We start from the raw sequence: 25188 nt of genomic DNA, 5'->3' as shown, positions 1-25188 counted from the left end.
TCACCGTGAGGTTATTGCTGCTGGCCGACACCCATGTCCCGAAACGGGCACGAGACCTGCCCGCCCGGGTGTGGGACGAGGTCGACCGCGCGGACGTGGTGATCCACGCCGGCGACTGGGTCGATCTCCCCACGTACGAAGCCCTGCAGGCCCGATCGGCGCGGCTCGTGGCGTGCTGGGGCAACAACGACGGCGACGACCTGCGCGCCCTGATGCCCGAGCGGGCGGACGTGACCCTGGCCGGGGTGCGCATCACCGTCGTGCACGAGACCGGGGCCTCCGCAGGCAGGGAGAAACGGATGTCGGCCGCCTACCCGGACACCGACGTCCTGATCTTCGGGCACAGCCACATTCCCTGGGACACCACCACGGAAACCGGTCTGCGACTGCTGAACCCGGGATCACCGACGGATCGACGGCGGCAGCCGCACTGCACGTACATGACGACCACCGTCCGGGACGGGGAACTCGGCGACGTCGAATTGCAGCGGTTGTGACGGACCCGACGTGACGGTGATTCGGGCGCCCTTCAGTACGCAGTCAACGGGATCACGCCAGTGGTCCGGCCGAGGGGATCGAGGACGTGCCCGCCCCGCTTGAACGTGTGCAGGGTGATGAACCTGTCGGTGATCACGAGTGAGGGGAGTTCGCGCGTCAGGGCCGCCTCGAACGGCGCGATCTCGGCAGCCGCCCGAAACCACATGGTGGCGACGATCGTCGACGTTCCCGTGACGGCCTCGACGACACGACATCTGGGCATGCGGCCCAACAGGTTTCCCGCTGTGTTCAGCTCACCCGGCGGAACGGTCATCATGAAAGTCGTCGGCACGATGGGCCCGAGAAGTTCGGGGGCTCCCTCGCACCGCAGGGCGACACGACCCGAGTCCGTCATTCTCTCGACTCGGCGGCGCGCGGTCGGCCCGGTCGTCCCGCACCGGGCGGCGAGATCGGTCCAGGATTGCCGGCCGTCCGTCGCCAGGGACTGAAGCAGAGCCCGGTCGAGGTCGTCGAGTGAGGAAAGCGGTGTCCGACGGGTGGAGGGGGTCGGCGGCACCAGGCGAGTGGACTGTTCCAGGTCCAGGGCTTGGACCCGCCACCGCGAACCCTCCCGGTAGGTGGTCAGCGCGACCATCGATGTCACCGCGGTGATTCCGTCGATTCGTTCGATCCGGTCGTCGAGAAGCCGAGCGAGATCTGCCATGCCGGGAACGAACACGTCGAGAAGGAAATCCGCTGCGCCAGTCGTGCTGGACACGGTCGCCACAGCCGATTCGCCGACGAGTGCCCGGGCCACGTCGCGTTTCGCCTGAGGTCTGCAGTGGACGGCCAGGAATGTGGCACATCCCTGGCGAACGAATGCCGGGCCGGGAACGACCGCAACCCACGCGGAACCGCGTTCGGTCAGCAGCTTCCACCTTCTCGCGAGGGTCTTCGGTGTGTGCCCGAGGGTCTGAGCCAGCTCTGCCCAGTCGACTCGCGGGTTCAGCTGGAGGGCGTCCGTGATGGCGAGATCGAGCTCGGTAGCTACCTCTGGCGTTACATCTGGCATTCTGCAGGGCCTCTTCTGTGAGAAACCGGTCATCTTTCCAGGTTAGTGAGGTGGGCCACCGAGAGTTGTCGCAGCGCAGGTGCGCAACCTGGAACAACCAGGCACAGCGAAGTCGAGGTCGATGATGCGAACAATATCGGTTGTGGGTGAAGACCTGAGGGCCAGACGGCTCTCGGTAGGGGCGCTGCTGGGCTCGATGGCCACCGTCGAGTTGCTCAGCGGCGTCACACAGGGCTATCTCACCCCACTGCTGCCTTCGCTCGGCGACAGCCTCCAGATCACGGTATCCGGACAGACCAGGATCTATCTGCTGTCTCAGTTGGCGTTCGCGATCTGGACACCGTTACTCGCCAAACTGGGCGATTCGTTCGGGTACCGCCGTTTTCTCCGCCTCTCCATTGCCCTCGTCGCTGCCGGGTCGCTGATCATGGCGATCGCGCCGAGCGTGCTGACGATCTCGGTCGGTGTCGTTCTCCAGGGTGCGGTCGTGGGCTTCATGCCACTCCTGATCGGGATCCTGCGACACCAGGCGCCGGCGAGTCGCCGCACAGGAGTAGGCCTCCTGGTCGGCGTCCTCACCGCGGCCGTCGGCATCGGCGGTGTCGTCTCGGGCTCCCTCAGCGAGCGGTCGGCGACCCTCGGGCTGTGGGTCGCGGTACCGGTCGCGGTCCTGGCGGTGATCGCCGGTTTCCTGCTTCCCGATGGGGCCCCACGGGCGGGCGGCCGTATTCCACTCGTGTCCTTCGCCCTGCTCTCGCTCGGTCTGGCCGGCGTGGTGGCCGCCCTGTCGCTCGGTGCGGACTGGGGATGGACATCGGGAGAAACGATCGGATCGATGTTTGTGGGTGTCGTCGGTCTCGCCGCATGGATCGGCGTCGACTCGGCCTCGAAGTTCCCGATGGTGGATCTCCGCATGCTCGTCCACCCACCCGTGGCCGTCGTCTCCGGGGTCACCTTCTGTCTGGCCTTCTCGACGATCGGCTTCTTCGGTGCGAACGCCGTCTTTCTCGGGTCCTCGCCCGACGACAGCGGATTCGGCCTTTCCTACGGGCCTCGTTCGATCGCGCTGGTCGCACTGGCTCTCAACGTGTTCGCGCTGGCGAGTTCACTCTCCACCGCGACGATGCTTCGCAGGCTCGGCGAACGGCAGACACTTGCCCTTTCGGGCGCCCTGATCGCAGCCTCGTTCGGCAGTCTGCTCCTCTGGCATTCGACGGCGCCCCAGTATCTCGCCGCCATCGCTCTGCTCGGCGTCGGTTTCGGCGGCTATCAGGCCTCGACGCGCGCACTGTGCGTCGAATCGGTACCCGACCGCGAGACCGCCATGGCGGCGGGGATCAACGAACTCGCGCTCTCGATGGGTGCGGCGATCGGAGCGGCCACAGTCGGCGCAATCCTGTCCGCGACCAGCACTTCCGCGGGGGTCACGTTGCAGTCCTACGTGTGGTTGTGGTGCGTGTGTGCAGCGGTCGCACTCGTGGGGGCCGGCCTCGGACTGTGCTACCGGAAGGGGGCGGACCTCTCATGACGGACCGAAGTACGCTCGTCCCAGCCGATGTTGCGGCGAAGATCGAGTCCTGTGTGGAGACCTGGTCGGGCGCACTGATCACCCTGAGCCACAGCCTCCATCACGAGCCGGAACTGGCATTCGAGGAACATCGATCGGTATCCAAGATCATCGACCTCGCGGAAGGTGCCGGGTTCGAGACGGCGCACGGCGTCGGGGGCCTGGCGACGGCCTTCGTCGCGACCAAGGGTACCGGCGCCCTCACCATCGGCTTCTGCGCCGAATACGACGCGCTTCCCGAGATCGGCCATGCGTGTGGGCACAACGTCAACGGCGCCGCCGCGGTGGGTGCGGCAATCGCGTTGGCGGAGGTGGCGGACACCCTGGATGTCCGGGTCAAGCTCGTGGGAACCCCTGCCGAGGAAGCGGGCGGCGGGAAGGCCATCCTTCTGAGAGCCGGCGTATTCGACGATGTCGCCGCCGCCATGATGGTGCACGCGGGCGGGCGAGACGAGGTGGGCGGATCCTCCCTGGCGATGAGCCAGTGGACGGCCGAGTACAGCGGTCGGTCCTCGCACGCCGCGACAGCCCCGTGGCTGGGCGCCAACGCACTCGACGCGGTGGCCGTGGCGTACAACGCCGTAGGACTCCTGCGTCAGCAACTCGAGCCCGGCCTCGTCGTATCGATCATCGTCACCGACGGCGGGCAGGCGTGCAATGTGATTCCGTCGAATGCCCGGGTGGCAGTGGAGATTCGAGCGACCTCGACGGCCAAGCTCCGGCAGGTGCAGGCGAGAGTGCGAGCGTGTCTCGAAGCCGGTGCCCTCGCAACGGGCACGGACGTCACCATCACACCCTGTGGCGAGGACTTCGCGGAATTACGGCAGGACGATTTCATGACCCGCGCATACTCCCGGGCGATCGGCACCCGCGGCCGGAGCGCCCTGTCCCGGGCGGGCGACCACATCGCGTCGACGGACATGGGGAACGTCTCCCACGTGCTACCCGCCATCCACCCGACCATCGGGTACGACGTCGGTGATGCCGCACACCACACGGCCGAGTTCGCATTGCACGGCACCTCCCCGTCCGCCGACGAAGCGGTACTGGACGGGGCACTGGCGATGGCAGCGGTCGGGGCGGAACTCGCCCTCGATCGAGATCAGCGCACACGACTGCTCGACCGAGTCCAGAATCCACACCTCCGAAGGGAAGAAAAAGTATGAGCGTCGATACCGTTGCGCGTCATGGAGACGACTGTGCACGAGCCGAGGAGACCGTCGTAGTCGGCGTCGGAGCTGTCACACCGGAGCAGGTGCTGAGTGTCGCTCGCCGAGGTGCCGCCGTGACGCTGTCCGAAGACGCGCTCCTTGCGATGAGCGAGTCACGTCGGCGCATCAAGGATCTCGCGGAGGATCCGAAGCCCGTCTACGGAGTGTCCACCGGGTTCGGGGCCCTCGCGACCCGGCACATTCCGCTTCCATTGCGTGCCCGATTGCAGCGCAGCCTGATTCGCTCGCACGCGGCAGGGTCGGGTCCCGGGGTCGAGCGGGAAGTGGTGCGGGCGTTGATGTTGTTGCGCCTGTCGACCCTGGCCACCGGGCGCACGGGGGTGCGCCCAGAGGTCGCGCAGGTTTACGCGTCGCTCCTGTCGGCCGGCATCACGCCGGTGGTCCACGAATACGGGAGCCTTGGGTGCTCGGGTGATCTGGCGCCGCTGGCCCATGTCGCGCTCGCGGTGATCGGTGAGGGCACGGTGCGGGATGCGGACGGGGCGCAGATGCAGGCGCGAGAGGCGATGTCCGCCGCCGGAATCGAACCCGTCGTGCTCGAGGAGAAGGAGGGGCTGGCCTTGATCAACGGCACGGACGGCATGCTCGGCATGCTGGTGCTGGCGTGCGAGGACCTGCACGGGCTGCTGCGTCTGGCCGACGTCACGGCGGCGATGAGTGTGGAGGGTTTGCTCGGCACCGACAAGGTGTTCGCCCCGGACCTGCAGGCGCTCCGGCCGCATCCCGGACAGGCGGCTGCTGCGGACAACATGACGCGGTTGCTCGCGGGTTCAGCCATCGTCGCCAGCCATGCGGGGCCGGAGTGCACGGTGGTGCAGGACGCCTACTCGTTGCGGTGCGCACCGCAGGTGGCCGGGGCGGCGCGGGACACGCTCGCGCACGCCGAGCGGGTGGCGTCGTGGGAACTGGCGAGCGCCGTCGACAATCCGGTGGTGACGCTGGACGGGCGGGTGGAGTCGAACGGCAATTTCCACGGGGCGCCGGTCGGGTACGTGCTGGACTTTCTGGCGATCGTCGTCGCGGATGTGGCGAGCATGAGTGAGCGTCGCACCGACCGCTTCCTCGACGTCGCCCGCAATCACGGGCTACCCCCGTTCCTGGCCGACGACCCCGGGGTGGACAGCGGCCACATGATCGCCCAGTACACCCAGGCCGCGATCGTCTCGGAGCTGAAGCGGCTGGCGGCGCCGGCGAGTGTGGACTCGATTCCGTCGTCGGCGATGCAGGAGGATCACGTGTCGATGGGGTGGTCGGCGGCCCGGAAGCTGCGCCGGGCGATCGACGGACTGACCCGGGTGCTCGCGATCGAGGCGTTGACGGCCGCTCGTGCGCTCGACCTGCGTGCCCCGCTGGCGCCGTCGCCGGCGACGGGTGCGGTGCGGGACACGATCCGTGAGCACGTCGCCGGACCGGGGACCGATCGTCACCTCGCGCCGGAGATCGAGGCCGCGGTCACCCTCGCGGCCTCGGGCAGGTTGCTCGAGACCGCTGAGGGTGTCGTGGGTGCGCTGGCCTGACGACCGACCCGCGTTTCTGGATCAGACCCGCTCGAACACCGCAGCCAGTCCCTGGCCGCCGCCGATGCACATGGTCTCGAGGCCGTAGCGGGATTCGCGACGGTCCATCTCCCGCAGGAGGGTGGCGAGAATACGGCCGCCGGTGGCACCGACAGGGTGTCCGAGGGAGATGCCGGATCCGTTGGGGTTGAGGCGTTCGTCGGTGGGGTCGAGGTCCCAGCTGCGGAGGACGGCGAGGGTCTGCGCGGCGAAGGCCTCGTTCAGTTCGATGACACCCATGTCGGACAGCGACAGTCCGAGCTGACCGAGGGCCTTCTCCGTGGCGGGCACCGGGCCGATGCCCATGGTGCGCGGCGGGACGCCGGCCACGGCCCAGGACGCCATGCGGGCGAGGGGCTTCAGCCCGAGTTCCTTCGCCTTCTCGGCGGTCGTCACGATGCACACGGCGGCACCGTCGTTCTGCCCGCTGGCGTTGCCGGCGGTGACGGTGGAGGCGGAGTCGATCTTGGAGCGGATGGCACGGAGCTTCGACAGGGACTCCACCGTGGTGTCTGCGCGCGGGTGCTCGTCCTTGTCGACTACGAGCGGGTCCGACTTGCGTTGCGGCACCGTCACTCCGACGATCTCCTCGGCGAAGCGGCCCGATTCCTGCGCGGCGACGGCACGCTGGTGCGATTGCACGGCGAGCGCGTCCTGGTCCTCACGGCTGATGTCGAACTCGGCGCGAAGGTTCTCGGCGGTCTCGATCATGCCGCCGGGCACGGGGAAGTTCGCGCCGCCGGCGGTGACGCGGGCGCGGGCGAGCCGGTCCGCGAGTTGGACCCCTTCGCCCTTGACGCCCCAGCGGATGTTCGGGTTCGTGTAGAACTCGGTCTGGCTCATGGATTCGGCGCCACCGGCGAGGACGAGGTCGTTGCCGCCGGACGCCACCTGCAGCACGGCGGTGATGACCGCTTGCAGACCGGACCCGCAGCGGCGATCCACCTGCATGCCGGGGACGTCGATGCCGAGTCCGGCGTCGAGGGCCGCGATCCGGCCGATGGCCGGGGCTTCCCCGCCCGGGGACGCCTGGCCCAGGATGACGTCGTCGATCTGGCTGCCCTCGATGCCGGTGCGTTCGACGAGCGCCGTGATGACGGTGGCCGCGAGGCTCTGCGGGGTGATGTCCTTGAACACTCCGCCGAAGCGCCCGACCGGCGTTCGCAGGGGCTCGCAGATGACGACGTCACGCATGGAAAGACCTTTCATGAAGTTTCCTCGGGCACTGCGTCAGCGATTGACGGTGGCGAGGTCCTGTTCGATGTCGGTTGCGGTGACCCGCAGCGACGGGATGAGATCGGAATGCAGATCCTCGAGGCTGTATCGCGCGGCCGGAGTGGAGATGTTCACCGCGGCGACGGTCAGCCCGGAGGCGCCCCGGATCGGGGCGGCCATCGACCGCAGGCCTGCCTCGAGTTCCTGGTCGAGAACGCAGATACCGTCCGCGCGAACGGCGAGAATCGCAGCTTTCAGCTCGTCACGGGCCGTGATCGTGCGTTCGGTGAGCCGCTGGATGTCGAGCTTCTCGAGGTACGCGTCGAGTTCGTCGTCGGGCAGTCCCGCCAGCAGGACCCGGCCCATCGAGGTGGCGTACGCGGGGAGCCGGGTGCCGATGGTGATGCCCACCGTCATGATCCGGCTGACGGGCACGCGGGCCACGTACACGATGTCGGCGCCGTCGAGGATCGACACCGACGACGACTCGTGCACCTTGTGGCTCAGCCTCTCGAGGTGCGGCTGCGCGACCTCCGGCAGCGACAGGCTCGACAGGTAGCTGTATCCGAGTTCGAGAACCCGCGGGGTGAGCCAGAACGCGGAACCGTCCGTGGCCACGTAGCCGAGCTCGACGAGGGTGAGCAGAAATCGGCGTGCGGTGGCGCGGGTCAGGTCGGTGGCGCGGGCGACGTCACTGAGCGTGCGCCGCTGATTCCGGTTGTCGAAGCAGCGGATCACGGCGAGGCCTCGGGCCAGCGACTGCACGTAGTCGGGGGACGGGAGGATCTTCTCCGTCGGTTCGGTAGCGGTCATGTCTGCGAATTCTCCTCCGTGGGCCCGGTGCCGGTGGAGGACAGGTCGGCGAGGGCCTGTTTGCCGAGTGCGAAACCGAGATTGCTGTTGGGCACACCGGCGTAGACGGCGGTGTGGAGGAGCACCTCACCGATGGTGTCGGCGTCGACACCCGCGCGGAGGGCGGCGCGGATGTGCATGTCGAGTTCGTGCTCGTTGCCCACCGCGGTGAGAACGGCGATCGTGAGCAGTCGCCGCAACTCGTGGTCCAGCCCGGGGCGCGACCAGATGTCGCCCCACGCGGTGCGGGTGATGAAGTCCTGGAACGGTGCCGTGAAGTCGGTGGTTCCCGCCACGGAGCGGTCCACGTGCGCGTCGCCGAGTACCGAGCGTCGCACCGTCATTCCCTGTGCGTGCGCGGCGCGACGTCCGCGCGCGTACCCGCCGCCGACGATGTGTTCGCGCAGCAGCGCCGTCACGGCACCTGCCTGCTCGAGGTTCGCGACGTGGGCGGCGGGGGAGAGCACCTCGAACCGGGCACCGGTGATGCCGTCCGCGAGGATCTGCATGACCGACGGCGGGGTGGACGGATCCTCCTCGCCCGCGATCACCAGTGTCGGTGCGCTGATGCGGGACAGGTCGGCAGTGAACTCCCAGTCGGCGAGGGCGTCGCAGCACGCGGCGTATCCCTCGGGGGACGTCGACGCGATCATTTCGCGGTAGTGCCGGACGAATTCCGGATCACGTTTGGCGAGCCCCTCGCTGAACCACCGTGCGACAACGGCATCCGCGAGCGACTCCGGACCGTCGGTGCGTGATGCCGCGGCCCGCTCGATCCATGCCTGCGGTTCACCGAATTTCGCGGCGGTGCACAGCAGCGACAGCGACAGCACCCGGCGCGGAGCGTGCGCGCCGAGCCACTGGGCGATCGCCCCGCCCATGGACAGTCCGACGAAGTGGGCGGCGTCCACGCCGAGCGAGTCGAGCAGGGCGAGGACGTCCTCGGACAGGTCGCGGACGGAGTACGGACCGTCCGGTGCCGGCGATTCGCCGTGGCCGCGTTGATCGACGGCGACCACCCGGCATTCGTCGGACAGGGCCGCGATCTGCGGGTCCCACATGGACCGGTTGGAGCCGAGCGATCCGAGCAGGACGACGACGGGGGCGTCCGCCGCGCCGCTTCGGGGTCCGGAGATTTCGTGTGCGAGTGCGACTGTCATCGCGTTCCTTCCCGGCCGCGGGCCACTGTCTCCAGTGCGCGGTCGACGATGTCGTGGGCGTGGCCGAGGTATCCGGCGGGGTCGAGCAGGGCGCGGATCTCGTCCGCCTGCAGGTACTGGAGGAGCCCCGGATCCTCGTCGAGGGGGTGTCCGGTCTCGCACGCGGCGGTGACGAGGTCGCGCGCGTTGTCGGTGCGGGCGGACAGGGCGCCGGTGACGCGTTCCGCGAGGAGCAGGCCACCGGTGATGTCGAGGTTGCGGGCCATCGCGTCGGGGTGAACGTTCAGCCCACCGAGCGAGTCGGCGATGCGCGCGACGGCTCCGCCGGTGAGACGCAGCAGGTCCGTGAGCGTTTCCCACTCGGCGTGCCAGGCGCCCGCGGCGCGCTGCTGCTCGTGATCCATCGAGCCGAGGATCGTCGCGACGAGTCCCGGGGTGCGGCGGGACGCGGCGCGGGCCGCGATCGCGGCCACCGGATTGCGCTTGTGTGGCATGGCCGACGAACCGCCGGGTGACCCTTCGCTGACCTCGCCGACCTCGGTGGACGACAGGAACACGAGGTCGGTGGCGATCTTGGACACCGCGCCCGCGGCCGTTCCGAGCGCCGACGCGAGCAGTGCGATGCGGGTGCGATCGGTGTGCCAGGGCACGTCCTGACGTGCCAGCCCGAGCTCGTCGGCGAGCACGTCGGCGACGTCGAGGCCGTGCGGGTAGAGCGCAGCGGACGTGCCGGCCGCACCTCCCAGTTGCACGGGCAGGCCGTCCAGTGCGTCGAACAGCGCGCGGGAAGCCCTGTGCAACGCCGTCATCCACCCCGCGGCGAGTACGCCGAACGTGGTGGGGAGGGCCTGCTGGCCGAGTGTGCGGCCGGCGATGGGGGTGTCGCGCTGGGCCCGTGCGAGCGCCTCGGCGCACAGCACCGCCTCGTCGAGGGACGCCAGGATGTGCGCACCCGACCGGCGGCACAGCAGCATCAGGGCGGTGTCGAGGATGTCCTGACTCGTGGCGCCCTTGTGCACGTGGCTTCCGGGCACCCCGAGATCGGCGGCCGTGACCTCGCCGCGGAGCAGTTTTACCAGCGGGATCACGGGATTGCCGCCCGCTGCGGCCGCCTCGCCGAGGGCACCGACATCCACGGAGCCCTCGGCGACGACGCGCGCGAACACCGACGAAATGGCGTCGGCGGACGCGGCGGGGATGACGTCGCATTTCGCTTCCGCCCGGGCCAGTGCGGCCTCGACCTCGACCATCGCGGTGACCCACGCCCGGTCCGAGAGCAGTGCCGACAACTCGCCGGCACCGAACGTCGGATCGAACAGGGCACCCCGGGAAGGCTCCGGAGAGTTCACGCGCGACACCTTTCTGGGTTGTGACCGGTTACAGCGCGAAGAACGGGGTTTCCCGTCCTTCTGTGTTCTGCACGTGGATCGTCAGGTGGTATCCGCGATCCGTCTTCTCCGCGATCAGCTTGGGGCGGTCGGCTTCCGGGACGGCGGAGAGCACGGGGTCCGATGCGTGCGCGTCCGTGTCCTCGGGGAAGTAGAGCCGCGTGTACAGCCGCTCGAGCATGCCGCGGGCGAACAGTCCGACGTTGATGTGCGGGGCCTCGACGGCGCCGTCCTCGGCGGGAAGTGCGCCCGGCTTGACCGTGTGCACCACGATCGTGCCGCTCTCGTCGGCGAACACGCGGGCCAGGCTGCGGAAGCCGGCGGGGGTCGCCTCGGCGGCACCGCGGGGATCGGTCGGGCTGTTGAACCGGCCCGCGGCATCTGCCTGCCAGGTTTCGATCATCGCGTCGCCGATGGGCTGACCGGCGCCGTCGATGACGTTGAAGGACACGTCGATTCGTCCCGGCGCATCCTCGGGGACGGCGTCGCCGCTGTTCTCCCACGTCGGGAAGAGGCCGATGTGGACGTACGGGCCGACGGTCTGGGACGGGGTGACACCGAACGGCACCTGGTCCTGGCTCTTGGCGAGGACCGGGTAGCGCGGGGCGTCGGGGTTCTGGGTGTCGATCATCAGTGGCCCTCCTCGAACGGGGTGGCGTCCTGACCGCGCAGGACGATGTCGAACTTGAAGCCGACGGCCCAGTTCTCGCGGGTCTGGTCGTAGTCGAATGTGCTGATCATCCGCTCGCGGGCGGCTTCGGGCACCGAGTTGTAGATCGGGTCCTGGAAGAAGAACGGATCGTCCGGGAAGTACATCTGCGTGACCAGGCGCTGGGTGAACGCCTGACCGAAGAGGGAGAAGTGGATGTGCGCGGGACGCCACGCGTTGTGGTGGTTGCCCCACGGGTACGCGCCCGGCTTGATCGTCGTGAACTCGTAGTGGCCCTGCTTGTCGGTCAGGCAGCGGGCGACACCGTTGAAGTGGGGGTCGAGCGGGGCCGGCCAGGAGTCCATCTTGTGGCGGTAGCGGCCTCCGGCGTTGGCCTGCCACACCTCGATGAGGGTGTCGGGGATGGGTTTGCCCGCGCTGTCGAGGACGCGGCCGTGGACGATGATGCGCTGTCCCTGGGCCTCGCCGCCGTTGGCGTGGGTCATGTCGTTCTCACCCTTGGCGATGTCGGCGTCGCCGAAGACCGGACCGGTGATCTCGCCGAGTCGCTGCGGGACCAGGATCAGGTCGTTCTTGGGGCTGCGCAGCCGAGTCGTCTTGTACTCGGGGAACAGCAGCGGGGCATTCGCTTCGTGCCCGGCGTGGTGGTGGGCTGGCAGATGCAGCATGGAAAAAGATCCTCACGTTCTCGATGTGAACAGTCGGCCGCTATTCGCACATAGTAGTCGCGTTCTGTGATGGGGCCAACAGGCGGGGCGCAATTTGTTCGCAATGTGGATGGGTGTTCACTACTCGAACATTTTGCGGTAGCCTGGGTCACATGGTCAACAAAGTCTTCGCAACGGCGGCCGAGGCCGTTGCCGATGTCCCCGACGGAGCGTCCCTCGCGGTGGGCGGCTTCGGCCTCGTCGGCATCCCCTCGGTCCTCATCGACGCCCTCCTCGCACAAGGTGCGACCGACCTCGAGACGGTCAGCAACAACTGCGGCACCGACGGTTTCGGTCTGGGTCTGCTCCTCGAGCAGCACCGGATCCGGCGCACGATCAGCTCGTACGTCGGCGCGAACAAGGAATTCGCGCGGCAGTACCTCAGCGGAGAGCTCGAGGTCGAGCTCACTCCGCAGGGCACGCTGGCCGAGCGCATGCGCGCCGGGGGAGCGGGCATCCCCGCCTTCTACACCCCCGCCGGTGTCGGGACGCAGGTCGCCGACGGCGGTCTGCCGATCCGCTACGACGGCCAGGGCGGCATCGCGGTGGCGAGCAAGCCCAAGGAGACGCGCGAGTTCGACGGGGAGGCCTTCGTCCTCGAACGCGCCATCCGCACCGACTTCGCGCTGGTCCATGCATGGAAGGGTGACCGCCTCGGCAACCTCGTGTACCGGGAGACGGCCCGCAACTTCAACCCGGACGCCGCCGGCGCCGGTCGCATCACCATCGCGCAGGTCGAGTACCTCGTCGAGCCCGGCGAGATCGACCCCGCCGAGGTGCACACCCCCGGCATCTTCGTCCAGCGTGTGGTCGAGGTCGGCAAGCAGGAAACGGGAATCGAGAACAGGACGGTACGGGCATGAGCTGGACGCGTGACGAGATGGCGGCCCGGGTCGCGGCCGAACTCGAGGATGGGCAGTATGTGAACCTCGGCATCGGCATGCCCACCCTCATCCCCGGTCACATCCCGGCCGGCAAGGACGTCATCCTGCATTCGGAGAACGGCATCCTCGGCGTCGGGCCGTACCCGACGGACGACGAGGTCGACCCCGAACTGATCAACGCGGGCAAGGAGACCATCACGGTGGTCCCCGGCGGCGCGTTCTTCTCCTCCTCCGACTCCTTCTCGATGATCCGCGGCGGCAGCGTCGACGTGGCCGTTCTCGGCGCCATGCAGGTCAGCAGCCACGGAGACCTGTCCAACTGGATGGTCCCGGGCGCCATGGTCAAGGGCATGGGCGGCGCGATGGACCTCGTCCACGGCGCGGGCAAGGTCATCGTGATGATGGATCACGTCACCAAGAAGGGTGAGCACAAGATCCTCGAGGAGTGCACGCTGCCGTACACCGGCAAGCGCTGCGTGCAGAAGATCGTCACCGATCTCGCCGTCATCGACGTCACTCCCGACGGCCTGCGGCTCGTCGAGACCGCTCCCGGCCACAGCGTCGAGGACGTCCAGGCGGCCACCGGCGCGACGCTCCTTGTCGACGCCACCGTCTAGAAACGCCCGCTCAGGCCCCGGTCTTCACGCGCTGGGCTCCGGCATAGACGTTCATCGACTCCCCACGGAGGAAGCCGACGAGCGTCGTGCCGGATTCCAGTGCCAGGTCGACGGCCAGCGAGGACGGCGCCGACACCGCGCCGAGCATCGGTACCCCCGCCATCACGGACTTCTGCACCAGTTCGAAGGATGCGCGCCCGCTGACGAGGAGAACGCTGCCCGACAGCGGCACCCGATCCTGTGTCAGCGCCCACCCCAGCACCTTGTCGACGGCGTTGTGCCTGCCGACGTCCTCCCGCAGCGCGACGAGTGCGCCGTCGGGGGTGAACAGGCCCGCGGCATGCAGTCCGCCCGTCGAATCGAAGATGCGCTGACCCGACCGCAGGGTGGCCGGCATCGACGACAGGGTGGCCGCGGTCACGGACAAGTCGTTGCCGGACAAGGGGAATCGTGACCGTGTCCGGACCTGGTCGAGCGACGCCTTGCCGCACACTCCGCAGGCCGACGAGGTGACGAACCGGCGTTCCGGTTCACCCGGCGCCGGGACGCCCTCGGCCAGAACCACGTCGAGCACGTTGTACGTGTTGGCTCCGCTCTCGTCTACGCCGTCGCAGTAGCGGGCGACGGACACGTCGTCGCGGCTCTCGACGATGCCCTCGGTCAGCAGGAATCCGTGCACCAGATCGATGTCGTCGCCCGGCGTGCGCATCGTCACCGACAGCGAACGGCCGCCGACCCGGATCTCGAGGGGTTCCTCGACGGCCAGCGAATCGGGTCTGCGTGTTGTTCCGTGCTCGGTGATGCGGACGACCGGGCGTCGCGCGGTGACGCGGCCCATCACCTGCCGCCGGATTCGAGCGGACTGCGTGCGGACGAGGGGCGGGTCATGGGTCCATAGTGGCCCCGAACCGGGCGCGACGGCCAGTCGTTCCGGCGCGCCCGCCTGGTGTGCCCGTACCCTCTGGACATGGGTGTGAGCGTGCGAGCGGCGACCGGATCCGACATCCCCGAACTGGCGCGCGTCCTGGCCGACGCGTTCTTCGACGACCCCGTGATGGTGTGGATGTGGCCAGATCCCGAGCGCAGGCGGCGCGGCCTGCCGCGACTGTTCGCGGTGGAGATCCGCCATCACCATCTGGCCGGGGGCGGAGCCGAACTGGCCGAGGACGGCGACGGCGTGGTCCGCGGGGCCGCGATGTGGGATCCGCCCGGCGGCTGGAAGCAGTCGACGTTGTCGTCGCTCCTCAGCCTGCCGGGGCTGGTCCGCGCGTTCGGCTCGCGGCTGGGCGTCGGGGCCGCGGTGAGCGGAACCGTCGAGGACGCACACCCGGTCGATCCCGTGCACTGGTATCTGGCGACGATCGGGACGTCCAACGCGGGACGGGGCGGCGGTTACGGGAAGGCGCTGTTGCGGTCGCGGCTGGACCGATGTGATGCCGAGGGGCTCCCGGCATATCTGGAGTCGAGCAAGGAAGACAACATCTCCTACTACCAGCGGTTCGGCTTCGACGTCACCGGCGAGATCCGGATCCCGGACGGCGGGCCGACGCTGTGGGCGATGTGGCGCGAACCCCGTCCGCGCGACCCCTTAGGCTAAGCTCGGCAAGCCTTACCTAAGTGGATCGTAGTACCTGGTAGACGAGAGGGTCGCCGCATGAACGTGGGTCAACAGAGGATCGGCCTGAGCCGACGCGGATTCCTCGTGGGCACCGGGGGAGCGCTGCTCGCGTTCGCCGCGGCCTGCAGCAGCTCGGACGGCGACGGCTCCGGCAGTGAGTCGTCCGGCCCGGTCATCGCCCACAAGTACGGCGAGACCCAGGTGCCGACCGACCCGCAGCGCATCGTCAGCGTGGGCTACAACGACCAGGACACGATCCTCGCGCTCGGCGGCGCGCTGGCAGGCACGTTCGACTGGTACGGCGACTACCCCTACGGCGTGTGGCCGTGGGCGCAGGACCTCCTCGGCGACGCGCAGCCCGAGATCGTGGGCACGGCGTCGACCAACATCGATTTCGAGAAGGTCGCGACGGTCGCCCCGGATCTGGTGGTCGGTACCTACTCCGGCCTCACCCAGGCCCAGTACGACAAGCTGAGCGCCATCGCGCCGACGGTCGCGCAGCCAAAGGAGTTCGCCGACTTCGGCGTCCCGTGGCAGGACCAGACGAGGATTCTCGGCGAGACGCTCGGCAAGAAGGACAAGGCTGCCGAGCTCGTGTCCTCCGTCGAGACGCAGTTCGATGACGTCCGGGCCGCCAACCCGGCATTCGCGGGAAAGACCGTCCTCGTCGGCGCGCTCAAGGGTCCCGGGCAATTCGGTGTGTACGGTCCGGAGGACCCGAAGGTCCGCTTCTTCACCGAACTCGGCTTCGTCAATCCCGCTGTGACGGAGCAGATCACCGGCAACTTCGCCGAGATCAGCACGGAGCAGCTGTCGCTCGCGAACGTCGATCTCCTCGTCTGGTACGCAGGCGGCGGCTACGGCGACAAGCTGCGCGCGGAACTCGACAAGACACCGATCTATCAGGAACTCGACGTGGTGAAGGCCGGCCGCACGATCACGCTCGAGGACGCCGCTGCCGAGGCGATGGCGTGGAGCACCGTATTGAGCCTGCCGTACGCGTTGAACGAGATTCCGCCGCGGGTCGCGCCCCTGCTCGTCTGAGACGCGGATGTCCGACGGTGTGAGCCCGGTTCGTGATACCAACGACTCGTGACCGCGATTCCTGAACTCCACGCCGGAACTCCTTTCGACGACCTCGACGACTACCTCGCGCTCGGCCGCGTCGGCGGCCTCGCGCTGTCCGCGGACGGGCGAAGGCTGGTCGTCGCGCAGTCGACGCTCGACGAGAAGGCGACGAAGTACGTCACCGCGTTGTGGGAGGTCGATCCCACCGGCGGGTTCGCGGCCCGCCGGCTCACCCGTGGCCGCAGCGGGGAGTCCAACCCGACGTTCACCAGCGACGGCGATCTCCTCTTCACGTCCTCCCGTCCGACGCAGGACGAGGACGACCTTCCCGACGACCTGTGGCGGCTGCCCGCGCGGGGCGGCGAGGCGGTGGTCGTCGCGCGCCGCGGCGGCGGCATCACCGGGGTCCGCGCCGCACGGTGCGCGCCGCGGGTCGTCGTCACCACCGGGGTTCTCGGGAGATCCGGGAAGTCCGCCGACGACGAGCGGGTGCGCACCGAGCGCAAGGAGAAGAAGGTCTCGGCGATCCTGCACACGGGCTACCCGATCCGCTATTGGGACCACGATCTCGGTCCCGAGGTGCCCCACCTCCTGTCCGCCTCACTGGACGCGCTCGCGGAGAACGGGCAGGAGCCGGAGCTGACCGACCTCACCCCGATGCCGGGTCCGGCGCTGCGGGAGGCGAACTACGCGCTGAGCGACGACGGCGCCTTCGTCGTGACGTCGTGGACGGTTTCCGGTCCGCTGGCGTCGATCCGGAACATCCTCGTGCGCATCGACACCGAGACGGGGGCGCGCACGATCCTCGTCGACGACGCCGACGCCGATCTGTCGGACCCGGTGATCTCCCCGGACGGACGGCACGTCGTGTTCATGCGGGAATCACATGCGACACCCGACTCCGCGCCGCGATTCACGCTGCACCGCTACAGCTTCGACAGTGGCACCGTCTCGGAGGTGGCGCCGGGGTGGGACCGGTGGGCCACGTCCGTGGTCTGGCTGTCCGACGGGTCGGGGCTCCTCGTCACCGCCGACGACCGCGGGCGCGCGCCGATCTTCCTGCTCCGTGACGGCGCGGACCCCACTCGGGTGACGACCGACGACTGCGCGTACACCGACCTGCAGGTCGCCCCCGACGGGTCGACGGTGTTCGCGCTGCGGGCGTCGTACGCGGCGCCGCCGCACCCGGTGCGCATCGACATCACCTCCGGCGCCGTCTCACTGCTGAAGGCGCCCGCCGACCTCCCCGAGTTGCCGGGGACGCTGACGGAGGTCGAGACGGTTGCCGCCGACGGCGCCGCGGTGCGCGCGTGGCTCGCGGTGCCGACCGGCGCCTCCGCCCACGCGCCGGTTCCTCTCGCGCTGTGGGTGCACGGCGGCCCCCTGGGGTCGTGGAACACCTGGTCGTGGCGATGGAACCCGTGGCTGCTCGTGGCGCGGGGATACGCCGTGCTGCTGCCCGATCCGGCGTTGTCCACCGGCTACGGGCAGGAGTTCGTCGAGCGGGGCTGGGGTAAGTGGGGCAAGGCCCCGTTCACCGATCTCATGGCGATCACCGACGCCGCGGTGGCACTGCCGGAGGTCGACGACAAGCGCACCGCGGCGATGGGCGGATCGTTCGGCGGTTACATGGCCAACTGGATCGCCGGACACACCGACCGGTTCAAGGCGATCGTCACCCACGCCAGCCTGTGGGCGCTGGACCAGTTCGGCCCCACCACCGATGCCGCCTGGTACTGGCAGCGGGAGATGACGCCCGAGATGGCGGTGGAGAACTCGCCGCACCTGTACGTCGCGGACATCGTGACTCCCATGCTGGTCATCCACGGCGACAAGGACTTTCGCGTTCCGATCGGTGACGGGCTGCGGCTGTGGTTCGAGCTGCTGTCCGAGTCGGGGTTGCCCGCGGACGACGAGGGTCGCACCGAACACCGCTTCCTCTACTTCCCGGACGAGAACCACTGGATCCTCACCCCGCAGAACGCGAAGGTCTGGTACCAGGTCGTGCTCTCGTTCCTCTCCGAGCACGTGCGGGGCGAGGACGTCGCGCTGCCCGAGATCCTGGGCCGGTAGCCGGCGGACCGGGGCCGCGCCGAGGCGGAGTCACGCCCGCTTCTCGCGACCCCGATCGAATTCCTTGCCACCCCACACGCCGGACTGGCCGGTGGCCCTGGCGAACAGCTCGCAGCGCGTCCGCAGTGGGCAGTGATGACACACGTCGCGCGCGTACGCGAAATCCTCGGTCGGGAACGGGAACCACCGGTCCGGCTCGGGGTCGGCGCGACACGCGGCGTCGACCCAGCCCGCGGGGTCGTCGGAGGCAGGCAGCAGGGTGGACAGGGTCGTGTCCAGGACGTCGGTCATCGGGAAATCTCCCCTTCCTGGGAGAAGGTCGGTCGGGTGGAGGCGGGTGCGGGGGTCTCGCGGTCAGACCGCCGCGAGATCCCTCCAGATCTGCCGCTGCGCCTTCTCGATGTGCCGGGGCGCCTTCGGCTCCCAGAGGAGCGGCATTCCCGCCTCCTCCGGTGTGCGGTCGGCCTTCCTCTGGTTGCAGGGGACGCAGCAGGCCACGAGGTTGGCCCAGGTGTTCGGGCCACCGCGGCTCCTCGGCAGCACGTGGTCGATGGTCGTCGCGACAGGCTCGGCGCAGTAGCCGCAACGATTGCGGTCGCGGCGGAACACGCCCGCGAACGTCGCGCGGCTGCTGTCGGTCACCAGCACGGAGTGCGGGACGTAGACGTAACGCAGCAGTCGGATGGTCTGCGGCAGGCTGATCTCGACGTGCTGCGAGCGGATCGGGAACGGCGGCTCCCGATCCGCGACCGTCTCGGCCGCACCGACACTGATCAGCACGACGGCGCGCTCGGCGGGAATCTCACAGAGGGCCTCGTACGTCACATTGAGGACCAGCACATCCGCACGCGACCAGTTGCGCGCGTCGAGGGTGCTGCCGGGTGGGTTACGGGAGAAGTGCCTCACGGGAGATCTCGGTTCTGTCGGTTCGCGGCGGTGGGGGCACGCCGGCCGACGGAAGTCGAGTCAGGCGTGGCGGGCGGTGCGGTGGGTCTTCGGGGCGGGCATGATCCCGCGTTCGCCTTGCCTGCCGACGGGGAAGGAGGAGGCGATGCCCGTGCGTGACGGCTGCAACCGGGCTGCGTGGGCTGTGGGCAGTGCGCGCATCGCTACGTCCTTCCTGAACTCGACGTGTGAACTGAACCGATCGGACACGTCGAGCATGACACAGCGCACGGCCCGCGTCCTGGTATTTTCGGCGCCGTCGGACCCGTGAGCGGGGCGTGTCGAATCGGACAGGATCCGCGACACGTCCGATGGATGCGGTAAAGTAGCGGTTCTCTCGCTACGGTGTTCGATACGTACCCCGAATGAAGGAGACATCGTGGCACTTCCCCAGCTCACTGACGAACAGCGGGCAGCAGCTCTCGAGAAGGCCGCCGCCGCTCGTAAGGCACGCGCAGAGCTCAAGGACAAGCTCAAGTCCGGTGACATCACCCTCAAGCAGGTCCTTTCCAAGGCCGATGTCGATGACATCATCGGAAAGACCAAGGTCAGCGCCATTCTGGAAGCCCTGCCGAAGATCGGCAAGGTGAAGGCCCAGGAGATCATGGCCAACCTGGAGATCGCTCCGACGCGCCGCCTCCGTGGCCTCGGCGACCGTCAGCGCGACGCCCTGCTGGCGCACTTCAGCTGACACGTTCCCCGGGTGCCCGCCCCATCGCCTTCCGGCGACTGGCGGGCGCCCGGACGCGTCTTTCCTGCCCCCACCCCCGCTAGTGCAACCTGACGGTTGCGCAAATGGCCGCCGATGTGCAACCGTGAGGTAGCACATTGTCGAGAGGTGAGGATGACATGAGCGTTCCGGACGCATCCCAGGACAGGATCGAGCGCGAGATTCAGATCGACGCCCCCATCGAGCGGGTGTTCCGGCTGGTGAGTGAACCCGGCTGGTTCATCGGCGACGGCGAACCCGGCAAGACGACTACCACACGCGAAGGCGACGTCTTCGTCGTGGACTTTCCCCCGTACGGGCGCTTCCCGATACTTCCCGTCACGTCCGACGCACCGCACTACGTCTCGTTCCGTGGGGGAGACGATCCCGCGCAGCCGCTCGTGGAGGGCACGTCCACCCTGGTCGAGTTCTTCCTGTCGGAGCGGGACGGTGGCACGCTCCTCCGCGTCGTCGAGACCGGATTCGCCGCCTTGTACCCGAATGCCGAGCGCCGCGCGGCCGCCTACGAAGGCAATATCGAGGGCTGGGAAATGCAACTGGCGTTCGCCAAGCGTGACGCCGAAAGCGGCTAGCGCGAAGCATCTGTCGCGCTGATGTGTCGACCTCGCTGACCGCAGTCGGGGGTTGCGGTCAGCGAGGTCGGTGCGCCGCCGTTTCGGGAGGCACGCTCGGATAGTCGTCGGGTCAGTGCACTTCGTTACGCGCCTCGTCCGCTCGGATGCCGGCGCGACGAAATCGGGGAGTACGGACTCGGGTCGATGTCCGGTCGCCGTTCGTCCACGAGATCCGCGAGGATGCGGGCCGAGCCGACCGCCATGGTCCAGCCGACGTGACCGTGACCGGTGTTGAAGTACAGATTGTCGTGCCGTCCCAGCCCGATCATCGGCGGGCCGTCGGGCGTCATCGGGCGAAGGCCCGTCCGGTATCTGGCCGTGTCCCAGTCCACGGCGCCGGGGAACAGTTCGTTCCCCGCGTCCACGATGCCCGCGTAGTCGGCGGGTGAGAGACTGCGGTCGTACCCGACGAATTCCGCGGTGGCCGACATTCTCAGCTCGTCACCGAACCGCGACCAGGCGACGAGTGTCTTCTCGTCGATGCCGCCCACCACCGGTGCGCGTTCGGGGTCCTTGACGGTCGCGGTCAGCGTGTATCCCTTGGCCGGGTAGACGGGTAGCCGCAGACCGACACTCCTCGCGACGAGAGCACTTGCGGCCCCCGCGGCGAGGACGAAGGCATCCGCGCGAATGTCGCCCCGGTCGGTGACGGCCGAGGTGATGGCCGCGCCGTCGGTCTCGAGGCGCATGACGGACGTGCCCAGGTGGAACCGGACCCCTAGCCGTCCGCATTCCTCGGCGAGCCCCACCGAGAACCGGTGCGGGTCGCCGGTGCCGTCGGTGCGGTCGTGGATCGCCCCCGCGAACGTGGCCGTCCCGTGCCGGAGGGCGGGCTCCGCGGCCGCGATCTCCTCCGGTCCCAGCATGTCCTGCTGCTGTCCGTGGTCGCGGAGCAGCTGCGAGTTCACCTGCGCGTGCTCGAGTTCCGCTTCGTCCCGGTACAGGTACAGCACGCCGTTGCGTGTCTGGCAGTACTCCAGGTTCTCGCGGGCGGTGAGTTCGTCCATCAGCTGCTGGCTGTACCGGGCCAGTCGGAGCTTCGCGAGAGTGTTCGACCGCGCCCGGGAGGCCGTGCACTCGCGGAGGAATCGCACACCCCACCGGGCGAGTTCGGCGTCCGCCCGGGGGCGGACACGGATCGAGGTCGACGCGCCGAGCAACGATCGGACCAGCATGGTGGGAGCCGACGGCGACGCCCACGCGTAGGAGTGACCGGGGGCGATCAATCCGGCGGTGCTCGCGCTGGTGTCGGACGCGACCTCGCTGCGCCGGTCGTATACATGCACCTCGTGTCCACGCTCGGCCAGAGCGTGGGCGGTCGCCACACCGACGACCCCTGCTCCGAGAACTGCCACCTTCATTCCGCTTCCTTTCCTTCGGTCGAGCCCCGGCCCGTGACGGCGACGGCCTGTATCTCCACGAGTAGCTGCGGGTCCAGCAGGGCTGCGACCACCGTTGCCCTGGCCGGGCGGTGGTCTGCGGCGAACCAGCGCATCCATTCCTCGTTGAAACGCGGGGCGTCCTCGGCGTTCGCGAGATACACCGTGGCCGAGGCGATGTCGTGCAGGGTGGCGCCGGCCGCGGCGAGGACCCTGTCGAGTCGTGTGAGGGAGTGACGTGTCTGCTCCACCACATCGGTACCGACGACGTTGCCGGTGTCGTCGAACGAGACCTGGCCGGAGACGAACACGAGGTCGCCGACCCTGCGCGCCGACGGGTACGGGCTGGTGCCGGTGGTCACCCCGGGGACGTCCACGATGTCACCCATGGTCGCGCTCGCCCGCTGTGGCGCCACCGCTGTCACCGCGGAGCACTTCCTTGACGTAGAAGCGCCAGCCGAGGAATCCGACCCACAGGGTGACGGTGACGACGGCGGTGGGTACCCCGTAATAGAGGAGGACGGGAATCATGCGAATTCTCCTTCGGTGACGCGGACGGCAGGCTGTTGCCGGCGCGGATAGCGGGACGAGGTGGCCGTCGCGACCGTGACGAAGACGAGGAGGTTGGCGACGACGCCGGGCACCAGCCCATCCAGTCCGAACGGAGCGTCGAGGCCCCACTGCCACACCGCGGTGACGATCGCGCCCGCCGTGATCGCCGACAGTGCCGCCGGCGCGGACCGCACGCCGAACAGCACCGCGCCGAACAACGGAACGATGACCGTCGGAGCCCACAGTGTGTAGCTGTAGAGAAGGGCGTCGACGATGGACGGAACGCTGAGGGCGAAGATGGTCGCCCCGGCACCGACGACGACACTGGTGGCCCTCTCGATGGTGAGACGCCTCGACGGCGGCAGCTCGGTGGGGCTGAGGGGCTGGTAGATGTCCTTGGTCAGGACGACGGCGGTGGAATTGAGGTAGGAACTCGCCGTCGACATCACGACCGCCATCAGCGCCGCCACCACCAACCCGAGAACGCCGACCGGCATCAGATTCATCACCACGGTCGGTAGCGCCTGATCGCTTTCGATGTCCGGGTACAGGACGAGTGCGATCAACCCGAGAGACGCCGAGGTGAAGAAGAAGAAGAACGAGAAGAACCCGGCCAGTGCGTAACCCTTACGGGCGTGCCGCGAGTCGGGGGTGGAGAACGTCCGCTGCGCGTACGGCGGGACCAGCGTCTCGCCGAGCAGTAGTGCCGCGAAGAGCGTGAGGAACTGTGCGGGGGAGTAGTCACCCATGAACGAAAGATGCTCGGCGGGAACACTGTCCAGGAGGGCCGACGGTCCGCCGACGGCGTCGAGCCCGATGAGGAGCGCCACCGGCAGGAGTACTCCCAGGAAGACGAACTGCAACAGGTCTGTCTGGATTACCGCCCAGGCCCCACCGAACGAGGAGTAGAGCACGACCACACCCATGCCGATGATCACCGCGGGCACGGTGGGCACGTCGAGGGTGGCGTTGACGACGGTACCGATGGCCAGGGCCTGGGCGCCGAGGATGCCGGCACACAGGACGACGGACAGTACGCCGGTGACCAGTCTCGCCGGCCGGCCGTAGTGGGCCTCCATGATGTCGCCGAGGGTGTGGGCGCCGATGTAGTTCTTGAGTCTGGGCGCGACGAAGTAGCCGACGAGCACCGTCTGAACGCCGAATGCGCAGAAGGCGAACATGTACACGTAGCCGTCACGCATCGCGGCGCCGGCGACACCGAGCGATGCTCCGCCGCCGAGGAACGCTGCGGCCAGGCTGCCGAAGAAGACCGGCCAGATGATTCGGTTGCCTGCCACGGCGAAATCGTCCGGCGACTTGACGCGTCGCATGGTCTGGACGCCGATCAGGACGAGTAGCAGGAAGTAGGCACCGAGAAGTATCCAGTCGAGGATTGCCATGTGAACTCCTAGTTGGGATGAACCCATCGTAGGAACGGCATGTGACCGCGGTCACTAGGCAAGTTGACCTTGATATACACTGGAATCGATACTTGATTGTGCGATATGCACAACCCCTCGCAGGGTTCGGAAGGACTGTCGATGCTGAGTGAGGCTCTGGCGCAACAGATCGCGAACGAGATCACCGACGTCATCGGGTTCAACGTGCTCATCACGGACGCGGCAGGCACGGTGGTCGGCAGCGGGGACGAACGTCGCATCGGCCAATTCCACGAGGCATCGATCGAGGTGATCCGTGCGCGGCGCATGATCGCGCATTCGGCAGCGGACGTCCGCGACCTCGTCGGCAGTCTGCCCGGCGTCACCATTCCGCTCGTCATCGACGGTGACGTGGTGGGCACGATCGGGCTGTCCGGTTCGCCCGAGCAGGTCGAGCAATTCGGGCTCGTGGTCAAGCGGCAGACCGAAATCCTGATGCAGGAGGCCTCGCGGATCGGTACGCGGCTGACCTACGAGCGGGCAGCGGAAGAACTGCTCCGCGACATCTGTGATTGGCATCGCTCCACGTTCACCGAGGCCCAGATCGTCCGGCGGGCAACGGGTCTGGGATACGACCTGCGCCTTCCCCGGGTCATGCTGCTGATCAGCTACGACAGTCACTCCGACGACGTCGCGGTCCAGGGGCAGCCCGTGTCGCACAAGGTCCTGCGCGCCGTGCAGGACGCCTTCGACTCCGCGACCGATCTGGTCGCGCCGCTCGCTCGGCAGGTCGTCGCGGTCACCACCGTGGTGACCGCACGGACGCCCGCGGCGGATGCGGCTCTGACGGACCGGTGCCGGAAGTATGTGTCCCTGGTCCGTGAACGGGGATGGGACACCCGCGTGGGGATCGGCTCCATCGCGCACGGGGTCGAACAGCTCAATCTCTCGTCCCAGGACGCGTACGACGCGCTCCGGCTCGGCGCGGTTCTCGACCCACGCGGACAGGTCTACGACATCGACCGGTTCCGCCTCCATCAGGCCGTCTCGGTGATACCCGCGGAAACCCGTGACAGACTGTCACGGGCCGTGCTCGGCGCGTTGGCCACCGACAACGACTGGCCGCACCTGCAGGAGACGCTGATCGCGTGGGGGGAGTGCGGGTTCAACTCCAGCCGGGCGGCGCAGCGGCTGCACGTCCACCGCAATACCCTCGCCAACCGACTCGACAAGATCGCCCGGCTCCTCGGTCGCCCGCTGGACGAACCGGGTCTGGGTATGACGCTCTACCTCGCCTGTGTGGTGGCACAGCGGGCCGGCTGAGCCTACTGCCGGCGTGTGTGTGAACCTCACCGGCGCGCCCGTCGCCGTGTCGCCGCCGATCGGCGGCGTTTTCGATGCATACTCGACATTCTCGAGTGGTTGCCGCACTG

27 protein-coding genes are annotated in these 25188 nt (G+C 68.5%); 12 read left to right on the top strand and 15 right to left on the bottom strand.

What is annotated here, in order from left to right; all coding sequences use genetic code 11:
- Positions 1-5 precede the first annotated feature (5 nt).
- Complete coding sequence (locus ACLIVD_RS25610; protein WP_283333592.1) at positions 6-497, top strand: metallophosphoesterase family protein; 492 nt, start codon at positions 6-8, stop codon at positions 495-497.
- A gap of 32 nt (positions 498-529) precedes the next feature.
- Here the strand turns inward: ACLIVD_RS25610 and ACLIVD_RS25605 are convergent, their stop codons facing one another.
- Complete coding sequence (locus ACLIVD_RS25605) at positions 530-1549, bottom strand: Lrp/AsnC family transcriptional regulator (RefSeq protein WP_280782368.1); 1020 nt, start codon at positions 1547-1549, stop codon at positions 530-532.
- 121 nt (positions 1550-1670) lie between these two features.
- On the opposite strand from ACLIVD_RS25605, the gene ACLIVD_RS25600 reads away from it, so the two are divergent.
- From ACLIVD_RS25600 to hutH, 3 genes are read left to right on the top strand one after another with little or no spacing between them, the layout of a single operon-like run.
- A complete protein-coding gene (locus tag ACLIVD_RS25600; RefSeq protein ID WP_491930840.1) occupies positions 1671-3077 on the top strand; it encodes an MFS transporter in 1407 nt (468 codons plus the stop codon).
- Positions 3074-4282 (top strand): amidohydrolase, encoded by a 1209-nt coding sequence (locus ACLIVD_RS25595; protein ID WP_317567593.1) that lies wholly within the window; start codon positions 3074-3076, stop codon positions 4280-4282. The genes ACLIVD_RS25600 and ACLIVD_RS25595 overlap by 4 nt, the downstream gene beginning before the upstream one ends.
- Positions 4279-5865 (top strand): histidine ammonia-lyase, encoded by a 1587-nt coding sequence (hutH, locus tag ACLIVD_RS25590; RefSeq protein ID WP_491930839.1) that lies wholly within the window; start codon positions 4279-4281, stop codon positions 5863-5865. The genes ACLIVD_RS25595 and hutH overlap by 4 nt, the downstream gene beginning before the upstream one ends.
- Positions 5866-5886: 21 nt before the next feature.
- On the opposite strand, the gene ACLIVD_RS25585 is transcribed toward hutH, so the two are convergent.
- The 6 genes from ACLIVD_RS25585 to pcaH are packed head-to-tail and all read right to left on the bottom strand — an operon-like array spanning position 5887 to position 11857.
- Complete coding sequence (locus ACLIVD_RS25585) at positions 5887-7098, bottom strand: acetyl-CoA C-acetyltransferase (protein WP_283333673.1); 1212 nt, start codon at positions 7096-7098, stop codon at positions 5887-5889.
- A 36-nt stretch (positions 7099-7134) separates the two neighbouring features.
- Complete coding sequence (locus ACLIVD_RS25580) at positions 7135-7932, bottom strand: IclR family transcriptional regulator (RefSeq protein WP_280782372.1); 798 nt, start codon at positions 7930-7932, stop codon at positions 7135-7137.
- Positions 7929-9131 carry a bifunctional 3-oxoadipate enol-lactonase/4-carboxymuconolactone decarboxylase PcaDC gene (gene pcaDC / locus ACLIVD_RS25575; RefSeq protein ID WP_283333596.1) on the bottom strand — a complete coding sequence of 401 codons (1203 nt, stop codon included), beginning with the start codon at positions 9129-9131 and terminating at the stop codon, positions 7929-7931. Before pcaDC ends, ACLIVD_RS25580 begins: the two co-directional genes overlap by 4 nt.
- A complete protein-coding gene (gene pcaB / locus ACLIVD_RS25570; RefSeq protein WP_283333597.1) occupies positions 9128-10480 on the bottom strand; it encodes a 3-carboxy-cis,cis-muconate cycloisomerase in 1353 nt (450 codons plus the stop codon). Before pcaB ends, pcaDC begins: the two co-directional genes overlap by 4 nt.
- Before the next feature lie 28 nt (positions 10481-10508).
- Entirely contained in the window at positions 10509-11150 is a 642-nt protein-coding gene (gene pcaG / locus ACLIVD_RS25565) for a protocatechuate 3,4-dioxygenase subunit alpha (protein ID WP_283333598.1), read from the bottom strand.
- Positions 11150-11857: a protocatechuate 3,4-dioxygenase subunit beta gene (gene pcaH / locus ACLIVD_RS25560; RefSeq protein WP_073369890.1), complete on the bottom strand. Its 708-nt coding sequence runs from the start codon at positions 11855-11857 to the stop codon at positions 11150-11152. The genes pcaG and pcaH overlap by 1 nt, the downstream gene beginning before the upstream one ends.
- A gap of 152 nt (positions 11858-12009) precedes the next feature.
- On the opposite strand from pcaH, the gene ACLIVD_RS25555 reads away from it, so the two are divergent.
- Positions 12010-12759: a CoA transferase subunit A gene (locus ACLIVD_RS25555; RefSeq protein WP_005248111.1), complete on the top strand. Its 750-nt coding sequence runs from the start codon at positions 12010-12012 to the stop codon at positions 12757-12759.
- Positions 12756-13397, top strand: coding sequence for a 3-oxoacid CoA-transferase subunit B (locus tag ACLIVD_RS25550; RefSeq protein WP_009474040.1), 642 nt, complete (start codon positions 12756-12758; stop codon positions 13395-13397). The genes ACLIVD_RS25555 and ACLIVD_RS25550 overlap by 4 nt, the downstream gene beginning before the upstream one ends.
- 10 nt (positions 13398-13407) lie before the next feature.
- On the opposite strand, the gene fdhD is transcribed toward ACLIVD_RS25550, so the two are convergent.
- Positions 13408-14235, bottom strand: coding sequence for a formate dehydrogenase accessory sulfurtransferase FdhD (gene fdhD, locus ACLIVD_RS25545; RefSeq protein WP_283333599.1), 828 nt, complete (start codon positions 14233-14235; stop codon positions 13408-13410).
- Positions 14236-14364: 129 nt separating this feature from the next.
- Between fdhD and ACLIVD_RS25540 the strand changes: the two genes are divergently transcribed.
- From ACLIVD_RS25540 to ACLIVD_RS25530, 3 genes are read left to right on the top strand one after another with little or no spacing between them, the layout of a single operon-like run.
- A complete protein-coding gene (locus ACLIVD_RS25540) occupies positions 14365-14994 on the top strand; it encodes a GNAT family N-acetyltransferase (protein WP_283333600.1) in 630 nt (209 codons plus the stop codon).
- Between the two features lie 57 nt (positions 14995-15051).
- Positions 15052-16059, top strand: a complete 1008-nt coding sequence (locus ACLIVD_RS25535; protein ID WP_283333601.1) for an iron-siderophore ABC transporter substrate-binding protein — start codon at positions 15052-15054, stop codon at positions 16057-16059.
- Positions 16060-16107: 48 nt separating this feature from the next.
- Positions 16108-18156, top strand: coding sequence for a S9 family peptidase (locus tag ACLIVD_RS25530; protein WP_491930838.1), 2049 nt, complete (start codon positions 16108-16110; stop codon positions 18154-18156).
- A gap of 30 nt (positions 18157-18186) precedes the next feature.
- On the opposite strand, the gene ACLIVD_RS25525 is transcribed toward ACLIVD_RS25530, so the two are convergent.
- The 3 genes from ACLIVD_RS25525 to ACLIVD_RS25515 form a co-directional block, all read right to left on the bottom strand.
- On the bottom strand, positions 18187-18447 hold the full coding sequence (locus ACLIVD_RS25525) for a WhiB family transcriptional regulator (RefSeq protein WP_280782380.1): 261 nt from the start codon (positions 18445-18447) through the stop codon (positions 18187-18189).
- A 63-nt stretch (positions 18448-18510) separates the two neighbouring features.
- A complete protein-coding gene (locus tag ACLIVD_RS25520; protein WP_283333603.1) occupies positions 18511-19062 on the bottom strand; it encodes an HNH endonuclease in 552 nt (183 codons plus the stop codon).
- Between the two features lie 60 nt (positions 19063-19122).
- The gene (locus ACLIVD_RS25515) at positions 19123-19263 is read right to left on the bottom strand and encodes a hypothetical protein (protein WP_317567606.1); all 141 of its coding nucleotides are present in this window, start codon (positions 19261-19263) and stop codon (positions 19123-19125) included.
- A 217-nt stretch (positions 19264-19480) separates the two neighbouring features.
- Here ACLIVD_RS25515 and mihF point away from each other — a divergent pair, with 217 nt between their 5' ends.
- Both mihF and ACLIVD_RS25505 read left to right on the top strand, forming a co-directional pair.
- A complete protein-coding gene (gene mihF, locus ACLIVD_RS25510) occupies positions 19481-19792 on the top strand; it encodes an integration host factor, actinobacterial type (protein WP_005248100.1) in 312 nt (103 codons plus the stop codon).
- A 158-nt stretch (positions 19793-19950) separates the two neighbouring features.
- Positions 19951-20403, top strand: a complete 453-nt coding sequence (locus tag ACLIVD_RS25505) for an SRPBCC family protein (RefSeq protein WP_283333605.1) — start codon at positions 19951-19953, stop codon at positions 20401-20403.
- 125 nt (positions 20404-20528) lie between these two features.
- On the opposite strand, the gene ACLIVD_RS25500 is transcribed toward ACLIVD_RS25505, so the two are convergent.
- Genes ACLIVD_RS25500 through ACLIVD_RS25485 form a run of 4 tightly spaced genes read right to left on the bottom strand, consistent with a single transcriptional unit; the run spans position 20529 to position 23776 of the window.
- The gene (locus ACLIVD_RS25500) at positions 20529-21806 is read right to left on the bottom strand and encodes a D-amino acid dehydrogenase (protein WP_317567608.1); all 1278 of its coding nucleotides are present in this window, start codon (positions 21804-21806) and stop codon (positions 20529-20531) included.
- Positions 21803-22213: a RidA family protein gene (locus tag ACLIVD_RS25495; RefSeq protein WP_283333607.1), complete on the bottom strand. Its 411-nt coding sequence runs from the start codon at positions 22211-22213 to the stop codon at positions 21803-21805. Before ACLIVD_RS25495 ends, ACLIVD_RS25500 begins: the two co-directional genes overlap by 4 nt.
- A complete protein-coding gene (locus tag ACLIVD_RS25490) occupies positions 22206-22355 on the bottom strand; it encodes a hypothetical protein (RefSeq protein ID WP_280782386.1) in 150 nt (49 codons plus the stop codon). The genes ACLIVD_RS25495 and ACLIVD_RS25490 overlap by 8 nt, the downstream gene beginning before the upstream one ends.
- Positions 22352-23776, bottom strand: a complete 1425-nt coding sequence (locus ACLIVD_RS25485) for a sodium:solute symporter family protein (protein ID WP_283333608.1) — start codon at positions 23774-23776, stop codon at positions 22352-22354. The genes ACLIVD_RS25490 and ACLIVD_RS25485 overlap by 4 nt, the downstream gene beginning before the upstream one ends.
- A gap of 141 nt (positions 23777-23917) precedes the next feature.
- On the opposite strand from ACLIVD_RS25485, the gene ACLIVD_RS25480 reads away from it, so the two are divergent.
- Positions 23918-25078: a CdaR family transcriptional regulator gene (locus ACLIVD_RS25480; RefSeq protein ID WP_283333609.1), complete on the top strand. Its 1161-nt coding sequence runs from the start codon at positions 23918-23920 to the stop codon at positions 25076-25078.
- The last annotated feature ends 110 nt before the right edge of the window (positions 25079-25188 follow it).

The sequence above is a fragment of the Rhodococcus sp. G6(2025) genome, from assembly GCF_058628105.1.
Note: the sequence above shows the minus strand (reverse complement) of the source record. Positions and strands in the feature narration are given on the sequence as shown.